The following is a 16997-nucleotide window of genomic DNA, read 5'->3' on the forward strand; positions in this document are numbered from 1 at the left end:
GACCTGCGCGGGTGGGAACGGCAGGACGGGGGTGAACGGGCACGGGTCCTGGAGCTTCTCGATGCTCAGGCACACCATCGCGGAGCGGACGAAGTGGCCGCCGTCCATCACCGACAGCAGCGCCTGCAGCGAGGCCGGGAGCCCGTTGACGATGCCGTTCAGCACCTTCATGTTCGTGCGGGCGATCTCCAGCAGGTCCCGGGTGGAGGTGACGATCCTCCCGAGCTCGGCCGCGCTGCCGCCGACGGCCCGGTCGAGGTGACCGGTGAAGCGGTCCATCCGCACCAGCGCAGTGTCGAGGGTGGTGCCGCTGGAGGCGAACGCGCGGGTGAGCGAGCGCAGGTTGTCGACCACCTCCGCGATCTGCCGGTCCCGGGTGGCGACGGCGTTGGTCACGGTCCGGTAGTCCTTGAGCATCTGGTCGATGGTGGCGCCGCGCGAGCCGAAGGTGTCCAGCAGCAGCCCGAGATTCCGGATGATCCGGTTGATGTCGCCCTGGTTCCCGTCGAGCGCGACCGAGAAGGAGTGCAGGACCTTGTTGAGCTGGTCGGGATCCAGGCTCCCGGTGAGCGGCCCGAGGCTGTTGATCACCGCGCCGAGGTCCACCGTCCCCTTGGTGTGCTTCACCGTCGCGCCGGGCGCCAGCATCCGGCCGCTCGCGCCCGGGTTCAGGTAGAGCTCCCGCGCGCCGACCAGGTCGCGCCAGCGGACCTCCGCGACCGAGTCGACCGGCAGCCGGACGTCCTCGCGCACCGTCATCGTGACCCGGGCCCGGCCGCGCGCGACCTCGATGCTCCGCACCCGGCCGACGTCGGCGCCGCGCACCTTGACCAGGTCGCCCTCCTTCAGCCCGGAGACGTCGTCGAAGGCGGCGACCAGGCGGTAGGACGAGTGGAAGTCCGCGCCGGCGATCCGGACGGCCAGGTAGGCGGTGAGCGCGGCCGTGAGCGCCGCGAACAGCGCGAACCTGATCGCCGCCCGGCGGCTCGGGCGGCGGATCCGGCCGCCGCGCCCGCGGCGCGCGGGCCCGCGCGGCCGCGTCACGGGCCCGCTCCGTCCGGGCGGCCCGGCAGCGGCTCCGGCGCGGGCCCGCACAGCCCGAGCACGGAGGTGCAGAGCAGGTCGTCGACGTAGAGCTGCACCGACTCGGTGGTGAGCACGGTCCCGTGCGGGCCCTTCACCTTCAGCAACCCGGCGACCTGGTCGAAGAAGGCGCCCGAGGCGGTGATGAACTCCGGGGTCGTCGCGCGGTGGCGGTAGCCGACGTCCACGGCCGGGACGACGCTGGAGATGATCGCGCCCGGCGCCCCCGGGTTGGCGCGCAGCAGCGCGGTGATCTCGGCGGACAGCCGGCTCGTGCGCGTCAGCGTCGCCTCGAACGCCGCCGGGTCGCTCACCAGGATCGGGTCGATGACGTTGAGCGCCCCGGCGAGCCGGACGATGTCGGCGCCGCTCTCGTCGAGCGTGGCGCCGAGCGCCGCGGTGTCGCCGATCAGCGTCCGCAGGTCCCGGATGCGCCTGGTCGACGCCGTCAGCAGTGTGGCGCCGTCGTCGATGGTCCGCGCGAGCTGGGGGCCGCGGCCGTCGAGTCCCTGCGCGAACGTCCGCAGCAGGGTCGTGACGTCCTCCGGGTCGATCGCGTCGAGCAGTTCGTGGGCGGGGGCGGCCATGTCGCTGAGCTCCGGCGGCACCCGCGTCCGGGTGACCGTCGCGCCCGGCGGCAGGTACGGGCCGGACTCCTCGCCCGCGCCGGGCTCCAGGTCGATGAACTTCGGCCCGAAGACCGACAGCGGCTGGATCGCCAGCGCGCCGCTCGCGGGCATCCGGACGCCGTCGTCGAGCCGGATCCGGACCCGGGCGGCGCCGTCCGGGTCCAGCGTGATCTCCTCGACGTTCCCGACGTCGATGCCGCGGATCTTCACGTCCGACTGGTCGTCCAGCCCGGGGCCCACCCGCGGGAACACGGCCTGGTAGTAGGTCGCGTCGGGGTGGCTCTGGCGGACGCCGAGGCAGCCGGCCAGGGCCGCGGCCGCGATGGCGCCGGCGCCGAGGAGGGCGTACAGGCGCCGCGACCGCGCGGTCAGGTCGTCGTTGTTCATCCGGTCAGGCTCACCGTCCCGCCCTGGCCCCAGAAGATGTAGGAGAGCAGCAGGTTCACCATCACGATCGCCACCATCGACTCGCGGATGGCGCGCCCGGTGGCGATGCCCACGCCGACCGGGCCGCCGGCCGCGGTGTAGCCCCGGTAGCAGTGGATGACCATGATGATGAAGGCGAACACCGCCACCTTGACGACGCTGTAGAACACGTCGATCGGCGGTAAGTACAGGTGGAAGTAGTAGTCGTAGATCCCCGGGGAGACCCCGAAGAAGCCGACCGAGATCAGCTTGGTGGCGAAGAACGCCGCGAACAGCGCGATCAGGTACAGCGGGATCAGCGCGATCAGCGCCGCCACGACCCGGGTCGCCACCAGGAACGACAGCGAGTTGACCGCCATCGCCTCCAGCGCGTCGATCTCGTCGGAGATCCGCATCGCGCCGAGCTCGGCGGTGCAGGCCGCGCCGAGCTGGAAGATCAGCGCGATCCCCGCGATGATCGGCGTGACCTCGCGGACGTTGGCGTAGCTGGCGACCAGGCCCACCAGCGACTCCGCGCCGACCCGCTCCAGCCCCGGCACCGCCTGCAGCCCGACCGTCGTGCCGGTGAAGAACGACATGAAGAAGACGACGAACATCATGCCGAGGCCCATGATGATCGCGCCGACGCCGGCCACGATGTCCGAGACCTGGCGGAACACCGTCTTGAGGTGCCGCCCGCGCAGGATGTCCACCGCCGTGATGTGCAGCAGCCGGCCCACGAAGACGAGGAAGTCGCCGACGCCCTGCGCGGTGGGCCGCACCTGGATCGCGGCGGCGAGCCGCCGGGTGCGGGGCGAGATGGGCAGCATGCGGTCACACCCTCAGGTCCGGGGCGGGAACAGGACGTAGGCGAGCGTGGAGATCACGTAGTTGGCGGCGAAGACGAGCAGCGCCGCGATGACGACCGCCTGGTTGACCGCCCGGCCGACCCCGCTCGGCCCGTAGGCGCAGTTCATCCCCTTCCAGCAGGCGACCGCGGCGGCGATGAAGCCGAAGATCCACGCCTTGAACAGCGTGGTCGTCAGGTCGGAGAGCCGCAGCAGCGAGGTCGCGCTGTCGAAGTACGAGCCCGGGGTGACGCCCTGCTGCACGACGTTGAAGTAGTACCCGCCGGCGACGCCCGCGAGGATCACCACCGAGCACAGCATCGCGCCGACCGTGCTGGCCGCCCACAGCCGCGGGGTGACCAGCCGGTGGATCGGGTTGATCGCCATGACCTCCATGGCGTCCAGCTCGTCGCGGATCCGGCGCGCCCCCATGTCGGAGGTCATCGCCGAGCCGCCCGCCCCCGAGATGAGCAGCGCGGCGGCCATCGGCGCCACCTGGGTCACCAGCGCCTGGACGACCGCCGCCCCGGTGCCCGACTGGGCGCCGATCTGCCGGACGATCTGCCCGACCTGCAGCGAGATCGTGCCGCCGAGGGGCAGCGCGATGAGCATCACGGGCAGCGCGGTCACCCGGGCGATGAAGTAGCACTGCTCCACGTACTCGGCCCACCACTGCCGCACGTCCCAGGTCTTGCGGAAGCCCTCGATCGCGGTGATGAACAGGACGCCGGTCTGGTGGACCGCGGCGTCCGCCCGGCGCAGGACGAGGTCGCGGCCGGCGGCCACGACTCCGCCGGCCCGCGTCGCCTCGCTCGATCCGGCCATCCGCTCTCCCGGCCATGGACGTTCACTGTGGGCACGGCGGCCCCGGTCAGCCGATGGTGATCGGCAGGGTCTCCCAGCCGCGGACGGTCGAGGTCGACGCCAGCCTGGCGCCGGCCCAGTCGACCTCCCACCGCGGGAAGCGCTTGAGCAGCTCCTCCAGCGCGACCCGCCCCTCCAGCCGGGCCAGTGCGGCGCCCAGGCAGAAGTGCACCCCGTGGCCGAAGGTCATCTGGTGCCGGATCGGGCGGTGGATGTCGAACCGGTCGGGGTCGGCGTAGCACCGCCGGTCGCGGTTCGCCGCGGCGACGATGAAGATCATGGCGCTGCCCGCGGGCACCGTCCGGCCGTGGAACTCCACGTCCCGGTTGACGTACCGGGCGATGGCATGGCCGGTCGGCTCGTAGCGCAGCAGCTCCTCGACCGCGTTCGGGATGAGCGACGGGTCGTCCACGAGCTCCTGGCGCTGGTCGGGGTGCTGGGCCAGCACGGAGCCGGTCCACCCGATGAGCCGTCCGGTCGTCTCGTTCCCGGCGCCCGCGACGACGGTGACGTACAGGACCACCTCGTCCCTGGTGAGCTTGCGCGTCACGCCGTCCTCGTCCTCGAACTCCGCGTTCAGCAGCTCGGTCATCAGGTCGTCGGACGGGTTCTTCGCGCGCCAGTCGACGTAGTCGGCGAGCAGCTCGTTGCTGAGGACCGCGCCCTCGCTGAGGTCCATCTGCTCGCCCTCCTCGGTGCGGAGGAAGTCGTCGACCGTGTCGCGGATGGACGCCTGGTCGGACTCGGGGATGCCGAGCAGCATGCCGATGACGCGCATCGGCATCTCCGCGCCGACGGCCGCGACGAGGTCGAAGCCGTCCTTGCCGGTGAGCGGGTCCAGCACGCCCGCGCAGAACCGCCGGACCTGCGGCTCCAGCGCCGCGATCCGGCGGGGCGTGAAGACCCGGGCCAGCAGGCGGCGGTGGATGTCGTGGATGCGCGGGTCCTCCATGATCAGGGTCCCCGGCGGGATCTCCATGCCCGACTTGATGATCTCCAGGATGTTGCCGCGGGCGGAGGAGAACGTCCGCCAGTCCGGCAGGCCCCGCTCCAGGTCGGCGAAGCGGGTCACCGCGTAGAAGTCGTGCCGGTCGTTGTAGTAGAGCGGCGCCTCCTCCAGGAGGCGGTGGTAGGTCGGATAGGGGTCGGCGACGAGCGCGGGGTCGTAGGGGTCCCAGTAGACCGCGGTGTCGGTGGTCACGAGCGTCCTCCCGCTCCCGCGTCGGCACGGCTCCGTAAAGCCATGCTCCCGTTCGGGCATCGATGTATCCGATTCTGAGAGTAGCGTTCTCATATTAGAGACGAAGAACACCGTTTGTTGCAAGTGCGGGTCGCCGCCTAGATGAGCGCGCCGGGGGCGGCGCCGGCGATGTCCTCGCCGCCGGACCGGATCGCCACCCCGTTCACCCACGTGTGCTCGACGCCCGTGCTGCGCACGACCAGCCGGTCGGCGCCGCCGGGCTGGTCGTGCACCCGCTCGATCGGCGTGGTGCCGACCGTCTCCGGGTCGAAGGCGACCAGGTCGGCGTGGAAGCCCTCCCGCACGAGGCCGCGCCCGGCGATCCGGAACGCCCGGTGCGGGTGGCCGGTCAGCCGCCAGACGGCGTGCTCCAGCGTGAGCGCCCCGCGTTCGCGCACCCAGTGCCCGAGCAGGTGCGTGGAGAAGCAGGCGTCGCAGAGCTGGCTGGCGTGGGCGCCGGCGTCGGAGAGGCCGAGCAGCGTGCGGTCGCCGGCCAGCAGTTCGCCGACCTCGTCGTCGCCGTCGTTGTCCAGCACGACCCGGAACCGGGTGCCCATCCCGTCGCTCAGCGCCAGGTCGAGCATGAGGTCGAACGGCGTGGTGCCCCGCTCGCGCGCCAGCCGGTCGAGCGGGATCCCGACCGCGTCCCCGTGGACCCCGGTCTCCTCCACGCTGGTCTTCGGCCAGCGGTGGCTCCACGCCGCCAGGGTCGCCTCGCGCGCGCGGTCCCGCCATGCGCGGTCGCGGTACAGGTCCGCGCGCTCGGCACGGGGCCGGGCGAGCACGTCCTTCCAGGCGTCGATCTCGGCGAGCGGCCCGGGGTCGGCCATGCCGATCTGCATGACGATCGGGCGGCAGGCGATCTGCGGGTAGACCTCGCCGGGCAGCGCCGCGGCGCGCTCGACGGTGCGCAGCGCGGCACCGGGCTTGTCGGCCCGCGCGACCAGCGCCGTCCAGGTGACCGCGACGCCGTGGCGCTGCGCCAGCTCGGAGAACTGGCCGATGAACATGCCGGGCCCGATCGACACCTGCACGATGCCCCGGCCCAGCTCGCCCAGCACCGAGGCGATCTCGTAGACCTCGCCGGTCTCGGCGAAGCGGCTCGGCACCGGCCGCCCGTAGGCGCCCTGGTGGGCGGGCTGCCGCGAGGTGGAGAAGCCCATGGCGCCGGCCGCGACGGCCTCGCCCACGACGCGGCGCATCGTCGCGATCTCCTCGTCGGTGGCCGGGCGCTCCTCGGCGCCGACCACCGACAGGCGCAGCGGCGAGTGTCCGATGAGGGCCCCGGCGTTGAGCCGCTTGCGCCGCCTGCCGATGGCGGCCAGGTACTCGGGGAAGGTCTCGAAGCACCAGTCGATGCCGGCCTCCAGGGCCTCCATCGACATGCCCTCGACGTTCTCCAGCGTGCGCACGACGGTCTCACGGTGGGCCGGGGGCGTCGGCGCGACGCCGAACCCGCAGTTGCCCATGACCACGCTCGTCACGCCGTGCCAGCTGGAGGGAGTGAGGTCGCCGTCCCAGAGGATCTGGGCGTCGTAGTGGGTGTGGACGTCGATGAAGCCGGGGGCCAGGACCAGCCCGTCCAGGTCGACGACCTCGGTGGCCTCGCCGGGCGCCAGCTCGCCGGGCGGGCGGACGGCGGAGACGCGGCCGTCCTCCACCGCGACGTCGGCGGGCCGGGCCGGGCCGCCGGTGCCGTCGATCAGCGAGGCCCGGCGCAGGAGCAGGTCCATCGGCACTCCGATCGGTCGGCTCGCGGCGGCGCCGCGGCCGCCGCCGAGCGTGTGAGAGTGAGCCTTCACATACTTGCGTTAGCGTAGCGGGCGTTCACTTACTTTGCTATCGTGTGGCCTCCCCGGGCCGCACGGCGGGAGGAAGCGTGGACGGTCGGCTGATGCACCGGCGCGAGTTCTTCATCGGCGGCGCGTGGACGGCCCCGGCCGGCGGCGGCCGGTTCGCCGTCGTCTCCCCCGCGACCGAGGAGGCCGTCGGCGCGGCCCCGGCCGCCGCGGCGGCCGACATCGACCGCGCGGTCGGTGCGGCCCGCGCGGCGTTCGACGACGGCCCGTGGCCGCGCATGGCGCCGGCCGAGCGGGCCGAGGTGCTCACGCGCGCCGCCGCCCACCTGCGCAAACGCGAAGGCGACATCGCCGGGATCACGGTCGAGGAGACGGGCTGCGCGATCAGCCAGGCGCCGCGGGCGCAGACCGGGATGGTCGCCGCGCTGTTCGACTACTACGCCCGGCTGATCACCGGCTTCGAGTTCGAGCGCGAGGTCGCCGACGGCGACCGGGCCGGCCTGGTCACCAGCGAGCCCGTGGGGGTCGTGGCGGCGATCGTCCCGTGGAACGCCCCGGTCACCCTCGCCGCCTGGAAGGTCGCCCCGGCGCTCGCCGCCGGGTGCACCGTGGTGCTCAAGCCCCCGCCGGAGGCCCCGCTGAGCAACTTCGTCCTGGCGGAGGCCCTCGCCGAGGCGGGGGTGCCGCCGGGCGCGGTCAACGTCGTCCCCGGGGGCCGCGAGGCCGGCGAGCACCTGGTGACGCACGCCGGCACCGACAAGGTCGCGTTCACCGGGTCCACCGCCGCCGGCAAGCGGATCATGAGCCTGTGCGGCGCGGCGGTGAAGCGGGTCTCCCTCGAACTCGGCGGCAAGTCGGCGGCGATCGTGCTCGACGACGCCGACGTCCCCGGCGTCATGCCGCGGCTCGTGGCGGGCGCCATGCACCTGTCCGGACAGGTCTGCGGCGCCCACACCCGCGTGCTGGTCCCCCGGCCGCGCTACGCGGCGGCGGTCGAGGCCGCCGCCGCGGCCGCGGCGGCCGTGCCGGTGGGCGATCCGCACGATCCCGCCACGGTCGTCGGGCCGCTCGTCGCCGAACGCCAGCGCGACCGGGTCCTCGGCTACATCGCCGATGCCGCCGCCGCGGGCGCGCGGGTCGCCGCGGGCGGGCGCCGCCCGCCCAACCTGCCGAGGGGCTGGTACGTCGAGCCGACCGTCCTCGCGGACGTGGACAACTCGATGCGGATCGCCCGCGAGGAGATCTTCGGCCCCGTCCTCTGCCTGATCCCCTATGACGGCGAGGACGACGCCGTCCGCATCGCCAACGACTCCCCGTACGGGCTGTCGGGCGGCGTGTGGACCGGCGACCCGGCGCGGGGCCTGCGGGTCGCCCGGCGCGTCCGGACGGGAAGCATCGCGATCAACGGCAGCTACCCGCCGTTCCCGCTGGTGCCGTTCGGCGGCTTCAAGGAGTCCGGGCTGGGCCGCGAACTCGGTCCCGAGGGGCTGCGCGGCTACCTCGAACCGCGCAGCATCGGCCTCCCGCTCCCGCTCCGGGCCGATCCGCCGCCGGACGGGGCGTTCGTGCCGGCGACGCTCGAACGCGTCCATCCGTGCCCGGCGCGTCCGGACTACATCGAGGTGTGCTTCACAACGCCCGAGGGCCCGTTCAACTGGTGCTTCCCCGAGCCGCCGGAGTGCGCGGCCGAGCCCGGCGGCCCGCTCGCGCTGGTCCTCGGACGCTACGGCGTGCAGGCCCACGAGCTGCGCGACGGCGCCCCCGGGGCCGCGCTGCCGAGTTCCGCGGCGCTGCCGATGATCCTGGCGGGCGTGGAGGTCCGGGTGGCGCGCGAGCTGGTCTCCGCACGCTGACGCGGCGGCTCCGCTACCCGGCCAGGACCTCCTCCCGGACGGCGAGGAACCACGACGCGCGGAACAGGTCGTCCCGGACCGGGCCGGGGAGGTTCTCGCGGAACCACGCGATCCTCGCGCGCAGGCCCGCCTCGTCGTCGAAGTAGACCTCGTTCACCGCGTCGTAGGCCCAGTCGCCGGCGGCGCGCGGGAGCGGGTGGTTCTGCACGTAGGCGAGACCCCGGACCCGGTCGGGGATGGCGGCCCGGGTCCGGCCGGCGTGGCCGCGCCACCGCTCGGAGAACTCGGCGGGGGCCAGCCCTTCGGCGCGCACCGCGACCGCCATGTGCTTGAGCCGCTCACCGCCCGCCCGCCACCGCCGGTCGAGCCAGCCGGCACCGCGCATGACGGACTCCTCGGCGGCCACGACCGCGCTCGCGGCGGGATCGGCGGGCCCGCCCGGGGTGCCGAGCCAGGTCTCGAACCGCTCCAGGTGGCGGACGTCGGCGAACCACTCGATGCCGATCCCGTCGTGCCCGGGGCCGGGGCCGGTGAGACCGGGCAGCGTCGTGCACACCGCCGCCCGCACCGGACGGACGCCGTCCGGCGCGTCCAGGGCGCCGGCGGCCGCGTCCCGCCACGCCGCCGGGAACCGCCCGGCGGGCACGTCCCCGCTCCGGGTGACGAACGTGATGCGCTTGATCATGTCCCGGCCTCCTCGACGGCCCTGCGCCAGGCGGCCACCGCGTCCTCCTTGACCGGGCCGTAGCCCTTGATCGACATCGCGGAGGCGGCGGCGCGCACCCGCGCCGCGTAGGGGACGCCGGACGGCGCCGCGGCGACCCGCTGGACCAGCCGCTCGTACTCCCGGGCGACGGCCCGCTCGGTGCGCCGGTCGGGGTGCAGCCCGAAGACGTCGAGCGGCGTCCCGCGCAGCCGCCGCATCCGGGCGAGCACCGCGAAGGCGAGCCCGTACGGCCAGGTCAGCGGCAGTTTCCGCTTCAGGCCCAGCCACCGCAGGACCGGCGGATGCAGGTGGTAGGTCACCGAGACCGGGCCCGCGATGCCGAGGTCGCGGGCGATGCGGCCGTAGTCCGCCGCGCGGTGCAGGCGGGCGACCTCGTACTCGTCCTTGTAGGTGAGGAGCTTGAACCACGACTCGGCGACCGCGCGGGTGAACTCCCAGCAATGCTCCGCGTCGTCGGCCGCCGCCGCCCGCTCGGCCAGCCCGAGGAACCGCCCGGCCCGCCGGGCGTCCTGGTACTCGATCACCTGCGCCGCCCGCCGGGTGAGCAGGTCGTGCAGCTCCCCCGGCAGGTCGCGGCGCCCGACCAGCCCGGCCGCCGTCGCGAGGGCCGCCGGGGACGGCTCGTAGGGGTCCCCCTGGGCCGCGCGGCCGGCGCGTTCGGCGGCGCGGACGGCCGCCTCGACCGCCGCGGGGTCGTGCACCGCCCACCGGCCCCACGCGAACGCCGCGCGGTCGGCGGCGGCCGCTTCGCCCCGCCGGCCCATCGCCTTGTCGAGGTCGGCCGCGGCGAGGGGCAGGCCGCCGAGCTGGAACGCCGCGCCGAGCAGGACCACGTTGGCGGGCAGGTGGTCGGCGAAGACGGCCTCCGCGATGCGCTTGGCGTCCAGGAAGGCGGTCCGCTCCGCGCCGGCGGCCTCGGTGACGGCCCGTTCGAGGTCCGGGAGCCCGGGTGCGGCGAGGCCGCTCTGCAGCATGGCGGCGGTGGGCGTGACGGCCCGGTCCACGACGGCGACGGTGCGGCCGGGCCGGACCTTGGCGAGGTGGTGCGCGGCGGCGGCCTGCAGGATGTCGCCGGACAGGTAGAGGTCGGCGCCGCCGGCGTGGACGCCCGCCGCGCCGAGGCCGTCCCGCGTCCGCGCGAGCTGAAGGTGGGACGTCACGGCGCCCGCCTTCTGCGACAGGCCGGTCTGGTCGATGCCCCCGACCGCCAGCCCGGCGGCCTCGGCGGCGGACGCGATGATGCGGGCGGCGGTGACGACGCCCGTGCCGCCGATCCCGGTGAGGTAGATCCCGTACCGCTCGCCGACCGGCGCCGGCGCGGGGTCGGGCGGCGAGCCCGGCGGCAGGGGCGGCCGCTCCCGGGCCCGCGCCCGCCTCCGGCGCCGGCCCCGGCGCTTCGGGGCGAGGGTGACGAACGAGGGGCAGTCGCCGTCGAGGCAGGTGTAGTCGCGGTTGCAGGACGGGTCGTGGATGCGCCGCTTCTCGCCGAACTCGGTGGCGTGCGGCAGTACCGACAGGCAGTTGCTCTTGGCGCCGCAGTCGCCGCAGCCCTCGCAGACGGCCTCGTTGATGACGACCCGGCGCGGCGGCTCGGCCAGCAGGCCGCGCCGGCGCAGCCGCCGGGCCTCGGCCGCGCACCGCTGGTCGTAGACGATCACCGTGACGCCGGGGACGCGCCGCAGCTCCTCCTGGACGTCCGGCAGCCGGTCGCGGCCGTGCACCTCGACGCCCCGCGCCCAGCGGGCCCGGCGGCCGTACCGGCGCGGGTCCTCGGCGCAGACGGCGATCCGGCGGACGCCCTCGGCCTCCAGCGCGCGGGTCAGCGCGGGGACGTCCGGCAGCCCGGTGACGTCCTGGCCGCCGGTCATCGCCACGGCCGCGTTGTAGAGGATCTTGAAGGTGATGTCGGCGCCGGCGGCCACGCTCGCCCGGATCGCGAGCGTCCCGGAGTGGCTGAGCGTGCCGTCGCCGAGGTTCTGGACGAGGTGCGGCTCCGCGACGAACGGCGCCAGGCCGAGCCACGGGACGCCCTCGGCGCCCATCGGGGTCGGCGGGAGGCTCCGCAGGCCGGCGTTGCGCGCCTCGAAGTACATGATCCCGTGGCAGCCGACGCCGCCGCCGGCCAGCGCACCGTCCGGGACGAGCGTGGAGCGGTTGTGCGGGCACCCGCTGCAGTAGCCGGGCGCCCGTGCCGGAAGCCCGAGCAGCGGCAGCCGGGTCCGCGGCGCGGCGCGGTCCTTGCGCGGGGTGAGCGAGGGCATGACCCGGGAGAGGATCGCGGCCACGGCATCGGGGTCGAGCTCGCCGTCCGACGGCGCGAGGGTCCGCCCGGCGCGGTCGCGCTTGCCCGCCACGGGCACCCGGCTCCCCGCCTCGTGCAGGACGCCGCGCAACTGCCGCTCGATGAAGGGCCGCTTCTCCTCGATGACGACCAGCTCGTCCACCGAACCGGCGAACTCCAGGACCGTCTCCTCCACCAGCGGGAAGGTCATGCCGAGCTTCAGCACCCGCACGCCCGCTCCGCCCGGTTCGGCGAGGCGGACACCGAGGTCGGCGAGGGCCTGGACGACGTCGAAGTACGTCTTGCCCGCGCACACCACGCCCAGCCGCGCCCCCGGGCCGGCGCCCGCCACGCGGTCGAGCGCGTTGCGGCGGGCGTAGGCGCGGGCGGCGCGGAGCCGGTGCTCGACCACCAGCGCCTCCTGGCCGGGCACGGCGTGCGGCCCGATCGTCGCGAGCGGCCGGTGCCGCCACGGCCGGCCGTCGATCACGACGCCGTCCGGCTCCGCCGGGGCGTGCCGGGCGGGATCGAGGTCGACGGCGCCGACGCCGTCGGCCACCGCGGTGACGATCTTCAGTCCGGCCCAGGCCCCGCAGTACCGGGAGAGCCGGAAGGCGTGCACGCCGAGGTCGAGCGCGTCCTGCTGGTCGCCGGGGAACAGCACGGGGACGCAGGCGTCCTCGAAGGCGTACTGGCTGTCGGAGGCCAGTGTGGACGACTTGGACGCGGGGTCGTCGCCGCAGAACACGACCGCGCCGCCGTTCGGGCCGGCGCCCATGGCGTTGGCGTGCCGGAGCGCGTCGCCGCTGCGGTCGAGGCCCGGCGCCTTGCCGTACCAGGCGCCGGCCACGCCGTCGACGCCGTCGTACTCGACGGCCGCTCCCATCTGGCTGCCCCAGACGGTCACGGCGGCGAGCTCCTCGTTGAGCCCGGGGCGGTGGACGATCCGGTGCGCGGCGAGGACGCCGGCGCCCAGCCCGTCCAGGGCGAGGTCGAAGGCGCCGAGGGGCGAGCCGGGGTAGCCGGAGACCATGGTCGCGGTGGCCAGGCCGTCGCGCTCGTCCAGCCGCTGCCGCAGGAGCAGCAGCCGCGCGAGCGTCTCGACCCCGGAGAGGAGCTCCCCCGGCCCGGGACCGGGAGCACCGGTCACGGGTAGGCCCCGGGGTTGACGTAGGCGAACGCCCCGTCCTTGATCACGGCCCGGCGCAGGTCGGGCCGCTGCAGGACGGTCACGTCCGCGGACGGGTCGCCGTCCACGACGAGGAGGTCGGCGAGGAAGCCCTCCCGCACCTCCCCGGTCTCCAGCCCCGCGGCGTGCCCCATGTTGCGGGTGGCCGTGTGGACCGCCTCGATGGGCGACATGCCCGCCAGCTCGACGTACCGCTGCAGCTCGGCCGCGTAGGTGCCGTGCCGCGTCCACTGGTGGCCGAAGTCGCCGCCCGACAGCAGCCGGACCCCGGCCGCCCGCAGCTTGTGGAGCCCGTCCACCTGGGAGCGGAACTCCTCGTGGTAGCCGGCCGCCTCGATCCGCTCGGCGGTCATGCCCCACGGCGCGGCGTGGCCGCTGACCATCGCGTAGAGGTAGTGCAGCCCCGGGCAGACCCAGACGTCGTCGCGCCGGGCCTCCAGCGCGCCGAGCGCCTCGTCGTCCAGGAAGCAGGCGTGGTGGATGATGCGGACCCCGGTGCGGGCGGCCATGGCGACGCTCGCCGCCCCGCGGGCGTGGACGGTGACGAACGCGCCGTGCCGCGCGGCCTCCTCGACGGCGGCAAGGAGCATCTCGTCGTTCATGTAGACGTCCTCGGACGGGTGCTCCGGCACGACGCCGTCGCCGGAGATGAACAGCTTCAGCGACCGGACGCCGAGGTCGCACTGGCGGGCGACGATGTCCCGGAGCTGCCGCGCGTCCGCGGCGACCTCCATCAGCTCCCCCTCGGACCCGAGCCCGCCCGCCTCGGCGATCATCGGGCCGCCCGGCACGATGCGCGGGCCGGGGATCAGGCCCCGGTCGATCGCGTCCCTGGCGAGCAGGTCGTCGAGCGGCTGGGTGGTGCCCGCGCCGATGATGAGGGTGTAGCCGCTCTCCAGGAACGTCCGGACCACGGCGGCGACATCGAGCATGTGCGCGCCGGGCGGCGCCGCCGCGACGCCGGCGTGGTCGAACACGAAGTCCAGCGGCCAGCTGATGTGGGTGTGGGCGTCGCCGAGGCCGGGCAGCACGGTCGCGCCGCGCAGGTCGGCCACCCGCACCGAGGCGGGGTCGGCCGCCATGCGCCCCGGGGCGACGCGGGCGATCCGGTCGCCCTCGATGAGGACGTCACCGTCGAAGGGCCGCTCGGCGGGGTCGCCGGAGCAGGTGAGCACGCGCGCGTTCGTCAGAAGCGTCCGCTGGGCCATGGACGGCCTCCTCTCCAGTCCGCTGTCCGGTCCGCCGGCCCGCTCACCGGCCGAGGCGCGGGCCGGGCGTGAAGGTGATCGGGAGAGTGAGCGGCGAGCGGGTCAGCCCGCGGTGGTACTCGATCTCCGCGCCCTCCCGGAACCGGAGGTCCTGCAGCCGCGGCAGCAGCTCCTCCAGCGCGACGCGCAGGTTGAGGCGGGCGAGGTTGGAGCCCGCGCAGCGGTGCGGCCCGGCGCCGAAGCTGAGGTGCCGGTTGCGCTCGCGGCCGAGGACGACGGTGTCGGGGTCGGTGAACTCGCCGGCGTCCCGGTTCGCCGACGCCCAGTGGATCAGCACCTTGTCGCCCTTCCGGATCGCGCGGCCGGCGAGCTCGGCGTCGCGCACCGCGGTCCGGCCGACGGACACGAACGGCGGGTCGATCCGCAGCAGCTCCGGGACGGCGCCGGGGATCAGCTCCGGCCGCTCGCGCAGCCGGGCGGGCAGCTCCGGCTGCCGGCAGAACCGCTCGACCATCAGCCCGAGCGCGCCCGCGGTGGTCTCCAGCCCGCCCAGGATCAGCAGCTGGACGGTGCCGATCACCTCGTCCTCGGTGATGGGCCGGCCGTCGATCTCGGCGGCCAGGACGGCGTCGACCACGTCGCCGCGCGGCGGCTCCGCACGCCGCCGGGCGGTGAACTCCTTGATCCACGCGTAGAGGCCGAGCCAGCACTCGCGCTGCTCGGGGTCGTCGGGGACCGACGACTTCGAGGCCAGGTAGGCGACCTTCTCCAGGTCCCCGGCGGGGGCGTTCAGCGCCAGCTCGAAGAACGCCAGACTGGGCAGCGGCCGGGCGAAGGCGTCCATGAACTCGCATTCGCCGGCTTCCACGAACGCGTCGACGAGCCGGTTCACCAGGTCCCGGGTGGCCTGCTCCCAGCGCGCGACCGCGTCCGGGGTGAAGTGCGGGTTGACCAGGCGCTTGAAGACGCGCTGCTCGGGCGGGTCGGCCTCGACCGGGAGGTTGCGGACGACGCCCTTGCGCCCGGTGATCGCCAGGCCGTGCGCGGAGCTGTAGACCTCCCAGTCCTGGGCGACCCGGAGGGCCTCCTCGTACGTCGAGACCACCCAGAACCCGCCGTGCCGGTCGCTGCGTCCGACGGGGCACAGCTCGCGCATCCGGGCCATCGTCGCCGGCATGGTCGCGGCCAGGTCGGGAGAGAGGTGGTCGAAGTGGCGCAGGCACCAGTCGTCGGGCAGGGCACCGGTCTCCGGGGTGCTCTTCTCCATCGCTACTCCCACTGCAAGGTGAGTACTTACTTTTTTACTGTAGTGAGTGAACGCTCTTTTATGTAGGTTCCGGCGTCGTTACAGTGGCGGGCATGGCGACACTCCCCCGCGCCGGGGCGGCGCCGGCGTTCCTCGGCGGCCGGCCCGGGAGGCTGCTGATCGGCGGCCGGTGGACCGCGGCGGCGTCCGGCCGGACCTTCCCGAGCGTCAACCCGTCGACCGGGGAGGTGATCGCCGAGCTCGCCGAGGGCGGCGCGGCGGACGCCGACCGGGCGGTGCGCGCGGCCCGCGCGGCGCTGGAGGGGCCGTGGGGCCGCATGACGCCGCGGGAGCGCCAGTCGCTGCTCTGGGCGCTGGCGGACGCGGTGGAGGAGCACTACGACGAGCTCCACCTGCTGGAGGTGCTCGACATGGGCCTCCCTGTCGGCCGCCCGCGCTCGGGCCGGACGCCCCCGTGGGAGGCGGAGGTGCTGCGCTACTTCGCCGGCTGGGCCACCAAGATCCACGGCGAGACCATCCCGAACTCGGTCCCGGGGCCGGTGCTGAGCTACACCCTCAGGGAGCCGGTGGGGGTCGTCGCCGCGATCGTCCCGTGGAACCGGCCGGTCAACAACGCCGTCTGGAAGATCGCCCCGGCGCTCGCCACCGGCTGCACGCTGGTGCTCAAGCCCGCCGAGGAGGCGGGCCTCGCCGCATTGCGCATCGGCGAGCTGGCGACCGGGATCGGCCTGCCCGACGGCGTGCTGAACATCGTCACCGGCTCCGGCGGCGCCGGGGCGGCGCTCGCGGCGCACGACGGCGTCGACAAGGTCGCCTTCACCGGGTCCACCGAGGTCGGGCAGGAGATCGTCCGCGCGTCCGCCGGCAACCTCAAGCGGCTCTCGCTGGAGCTCGGCGGGAAGTCCCCCGACATCGTGTTCGCCGACGCCGACCTCTCGCGCGCGATCCCCGGCGCGGCCATGGGGGTGTTCATGTTCTCCGGCCAGGTGTGCTGCGCGGGCACCCGCATCTACGTGGAACGTCCCGTCTACGACGAGTTCGTCGAAGGCGTGTGCGCGTTCGCGGACGGGCTGAAGGTCGGCGACGGCCTCGACCCGGAGACGAGGATCGGGCCCCTGGTGTCGGCGGAGCACCTGGCGCGCGTCACGGCGTACCTGGACCTGGCCGCGCAGGAGGGGGCGCGCACCGCCGCCGGGGGCGGGCGCGTCGAGGACGGAGACCTCGCCAGGGGCTTCTTCGTGGCGCCGACCGTCCTCACGGACGTGCGGGACGACATGCGCGTGGTCCGGGAGGAGATCTTCGGCCCGGTCGCGTGCGTGCTGCCGTTCGACTCCCCGGAGGAGGTCGCCGCCCGCGCGAACGACACCCCCTTCGGCCTGGCCGGCGGCGTCTGGACGCGGGACGTCGGCAAGGCCCACCGGCTGGCGGGCGCGCTGCGGGCCGGGACGGTGTGGGTCAACTCGATGCTGCTCATGGACCCCGCGGTCCCGTTCGGCGGCTACCGGATGAGCGGGTACGGCCGCGAGATGGGCGAGCGGTCGCTCGACGAGTACCTGAACGTCAAGGCGGTGTGGGTCGACACCCGCTGACGCCCCGCCCGACCC

12 protein-coding genes are annotated in these 16997 nt (G+C 74.6%); 2 read left to right on the forward strand and 10 right to left on the reverse strand.

The genetic code is table 11. From position 1 onward, the window contains the following. The 6 genes from E1200_RS19130 to E1200_RS19155 all read right to left on the reverse strand — a co-directional run. A partial coding sequence (locus E1200_RS19130) for an MCE family protein (protein ID WP_131953412.1) occupies positions 1-1044 on the reverse strand: 1044 nt, incomplete at its 3' end. Then, on the reverse strand, positions 1041-2099 hold the full coding sequence (locus tag E1200_RS19135) for an MCE family protein (RefSeq protein ID WP_131953413.1): 1059 nt from the start codon (positions 2097-2099) through the stop codon (positions 1041-1043). The genes E1200_RS19135 and E1200_RS19130, both read right to left, overlap by 4 nt. Further along, positions 2096-2947 carry an ABC transporter permease gene (locus E1200_RS19140; protein ID WP_131953414.1) on the reverse strand — a complete coding sequence of 284 codons (852 nt, stop codon included), beginning with the start codon at positions 2945-2947 and terminating at the stop codon, positions 2096-2098. Before E1200_RS19140 ends, E1200_RS19135 begins: the two co-directional genes overlap by 4 nt. A 12-nt stretch (positions 2948-2959) precedes the next feature. Beyond that, entirely contained in the window at positions 2960-3790 is an 831-nt protein-coding gene (locus tag E1200_RS19145; protein ID WP_131953415.1) for an ABC transporter permease, read from the reverse strand. A 46-nt stretch (positions 3791-3836) separates the two neighbouring features. Then, positions 3837-5030, reverse strand: coding sequence for a cytochrome P450 (locus E1200_RS19150; RefSeq protein WP_131953416.1), 1194 nt, complete (start codon positions 5028-5030; stop codon positions 3837-3839). A gap of 137 nt (positions 5031-5167) precedes the next feature. Then, positions 5168-6802, reverse strand: coding sequence for an amidohydrolase family protein (locus tag E1200_RS19155; RefSeq protein WP_131953417.1), 1635 nt, complete (start codon positions 6800-6802; stop codon positions 5168-5170). Between the two features lie 146 nt (positions 6803-6948). On the opposite strand from E1200_RS19155, the gene E1200_RS19160 reads away from it, so the two are divergent. Further along, on the forward strand, positions 6949-8721 hold the full coding sequence (locus E1200_RS19160; protein ID WP_347813228.1) for an aldehyde dehydrogenase: 1773 nt from the start codon (positions 6949-6951) through the stop codon (positions 8719-8721). Positions 8722-8734: 13 nt separating this feature from the next. Here the strand turns inward: E1200_RS19160 and E1200_RS19165 are convergent, their stop codons facing one another. Genes E1200_RS19165 through E1200_RS19180 form a run of 4 tightly spaced genes read right to left on the reverse strand, consistent with a single transcriptional unit; the run spans position 8735 to position 15393 of the window. After that, a complete protein-coding gene (locus tag E1200_RS19165) occupies positions 8735-9406 on the reverse strand; it encodes an EthD domain-containing protein (protein ID WP_131953418.1) in 672 nt (223 codons plus the stop codon). Continuing rightward, entirely contained in the window at positions 9403-12879 is a 3477-nt protein-coding gene (locus E1200_RS19170) for an indolepyruvate ferredoxin oxidoreductase family protein (protein ID WP_131953419.1), read from the reverse strand. The genes E1200_RS19165 and E1200_RS19170 overlap by 4 nt, the downstream gene beginning before the upstream one ends. Beyond that, positions 12876-14126, reverse strand: a complete 1251-nt coding sequence (locus tag E1200_RS19175; RefSeq protein WP_131953420.1) for an amidohydrolase family protein — start codon at positions 14124-14126, stop codon at positions 12876-12878. The genes E1200_RS19170 and E1200_RS19175 overlap by 4 nt, the downstream gene beginning before the upstream one ends. Positions 14127-14169: 43 nt before the next feature. After that, a complete protein-coding gene (locus E1200_RS19180) occupies positions 14170-15393 on the reverse strand; it encodes a cytochrome P450 (RefSeq protein ID WP_131953421.1) in 1224 nt (407 codons plus the stop codon). Positions 15394-15485: 92 nt separating this feature from the next. Between E1200_RS19180 and E1200_RS19185 the strand changes: the two genes are divergently transcribed. Continuing rightward, positions 15486-16982, forward strand: a complete 1497-nt coding sequence (locus E1200_RS19185; protein ID WP_131953422.1) for an aldehyde dehydrogenase family protein — start codon at positions 15486-15488, stop codon at positions 16980-16982. Positions 16983-16997 lie beyond the last annotated feature (15 nt).

It is taken from the genome of Actinomadura sp. GC306, assembly GCF_004348665.1.
In the GTDB taxonomy this organism is placed as follows: Bacteria; Actinomycetota; Actinomycetes; order Streptosporangiales; family Streptosporangiaceae; genus Spirillospora.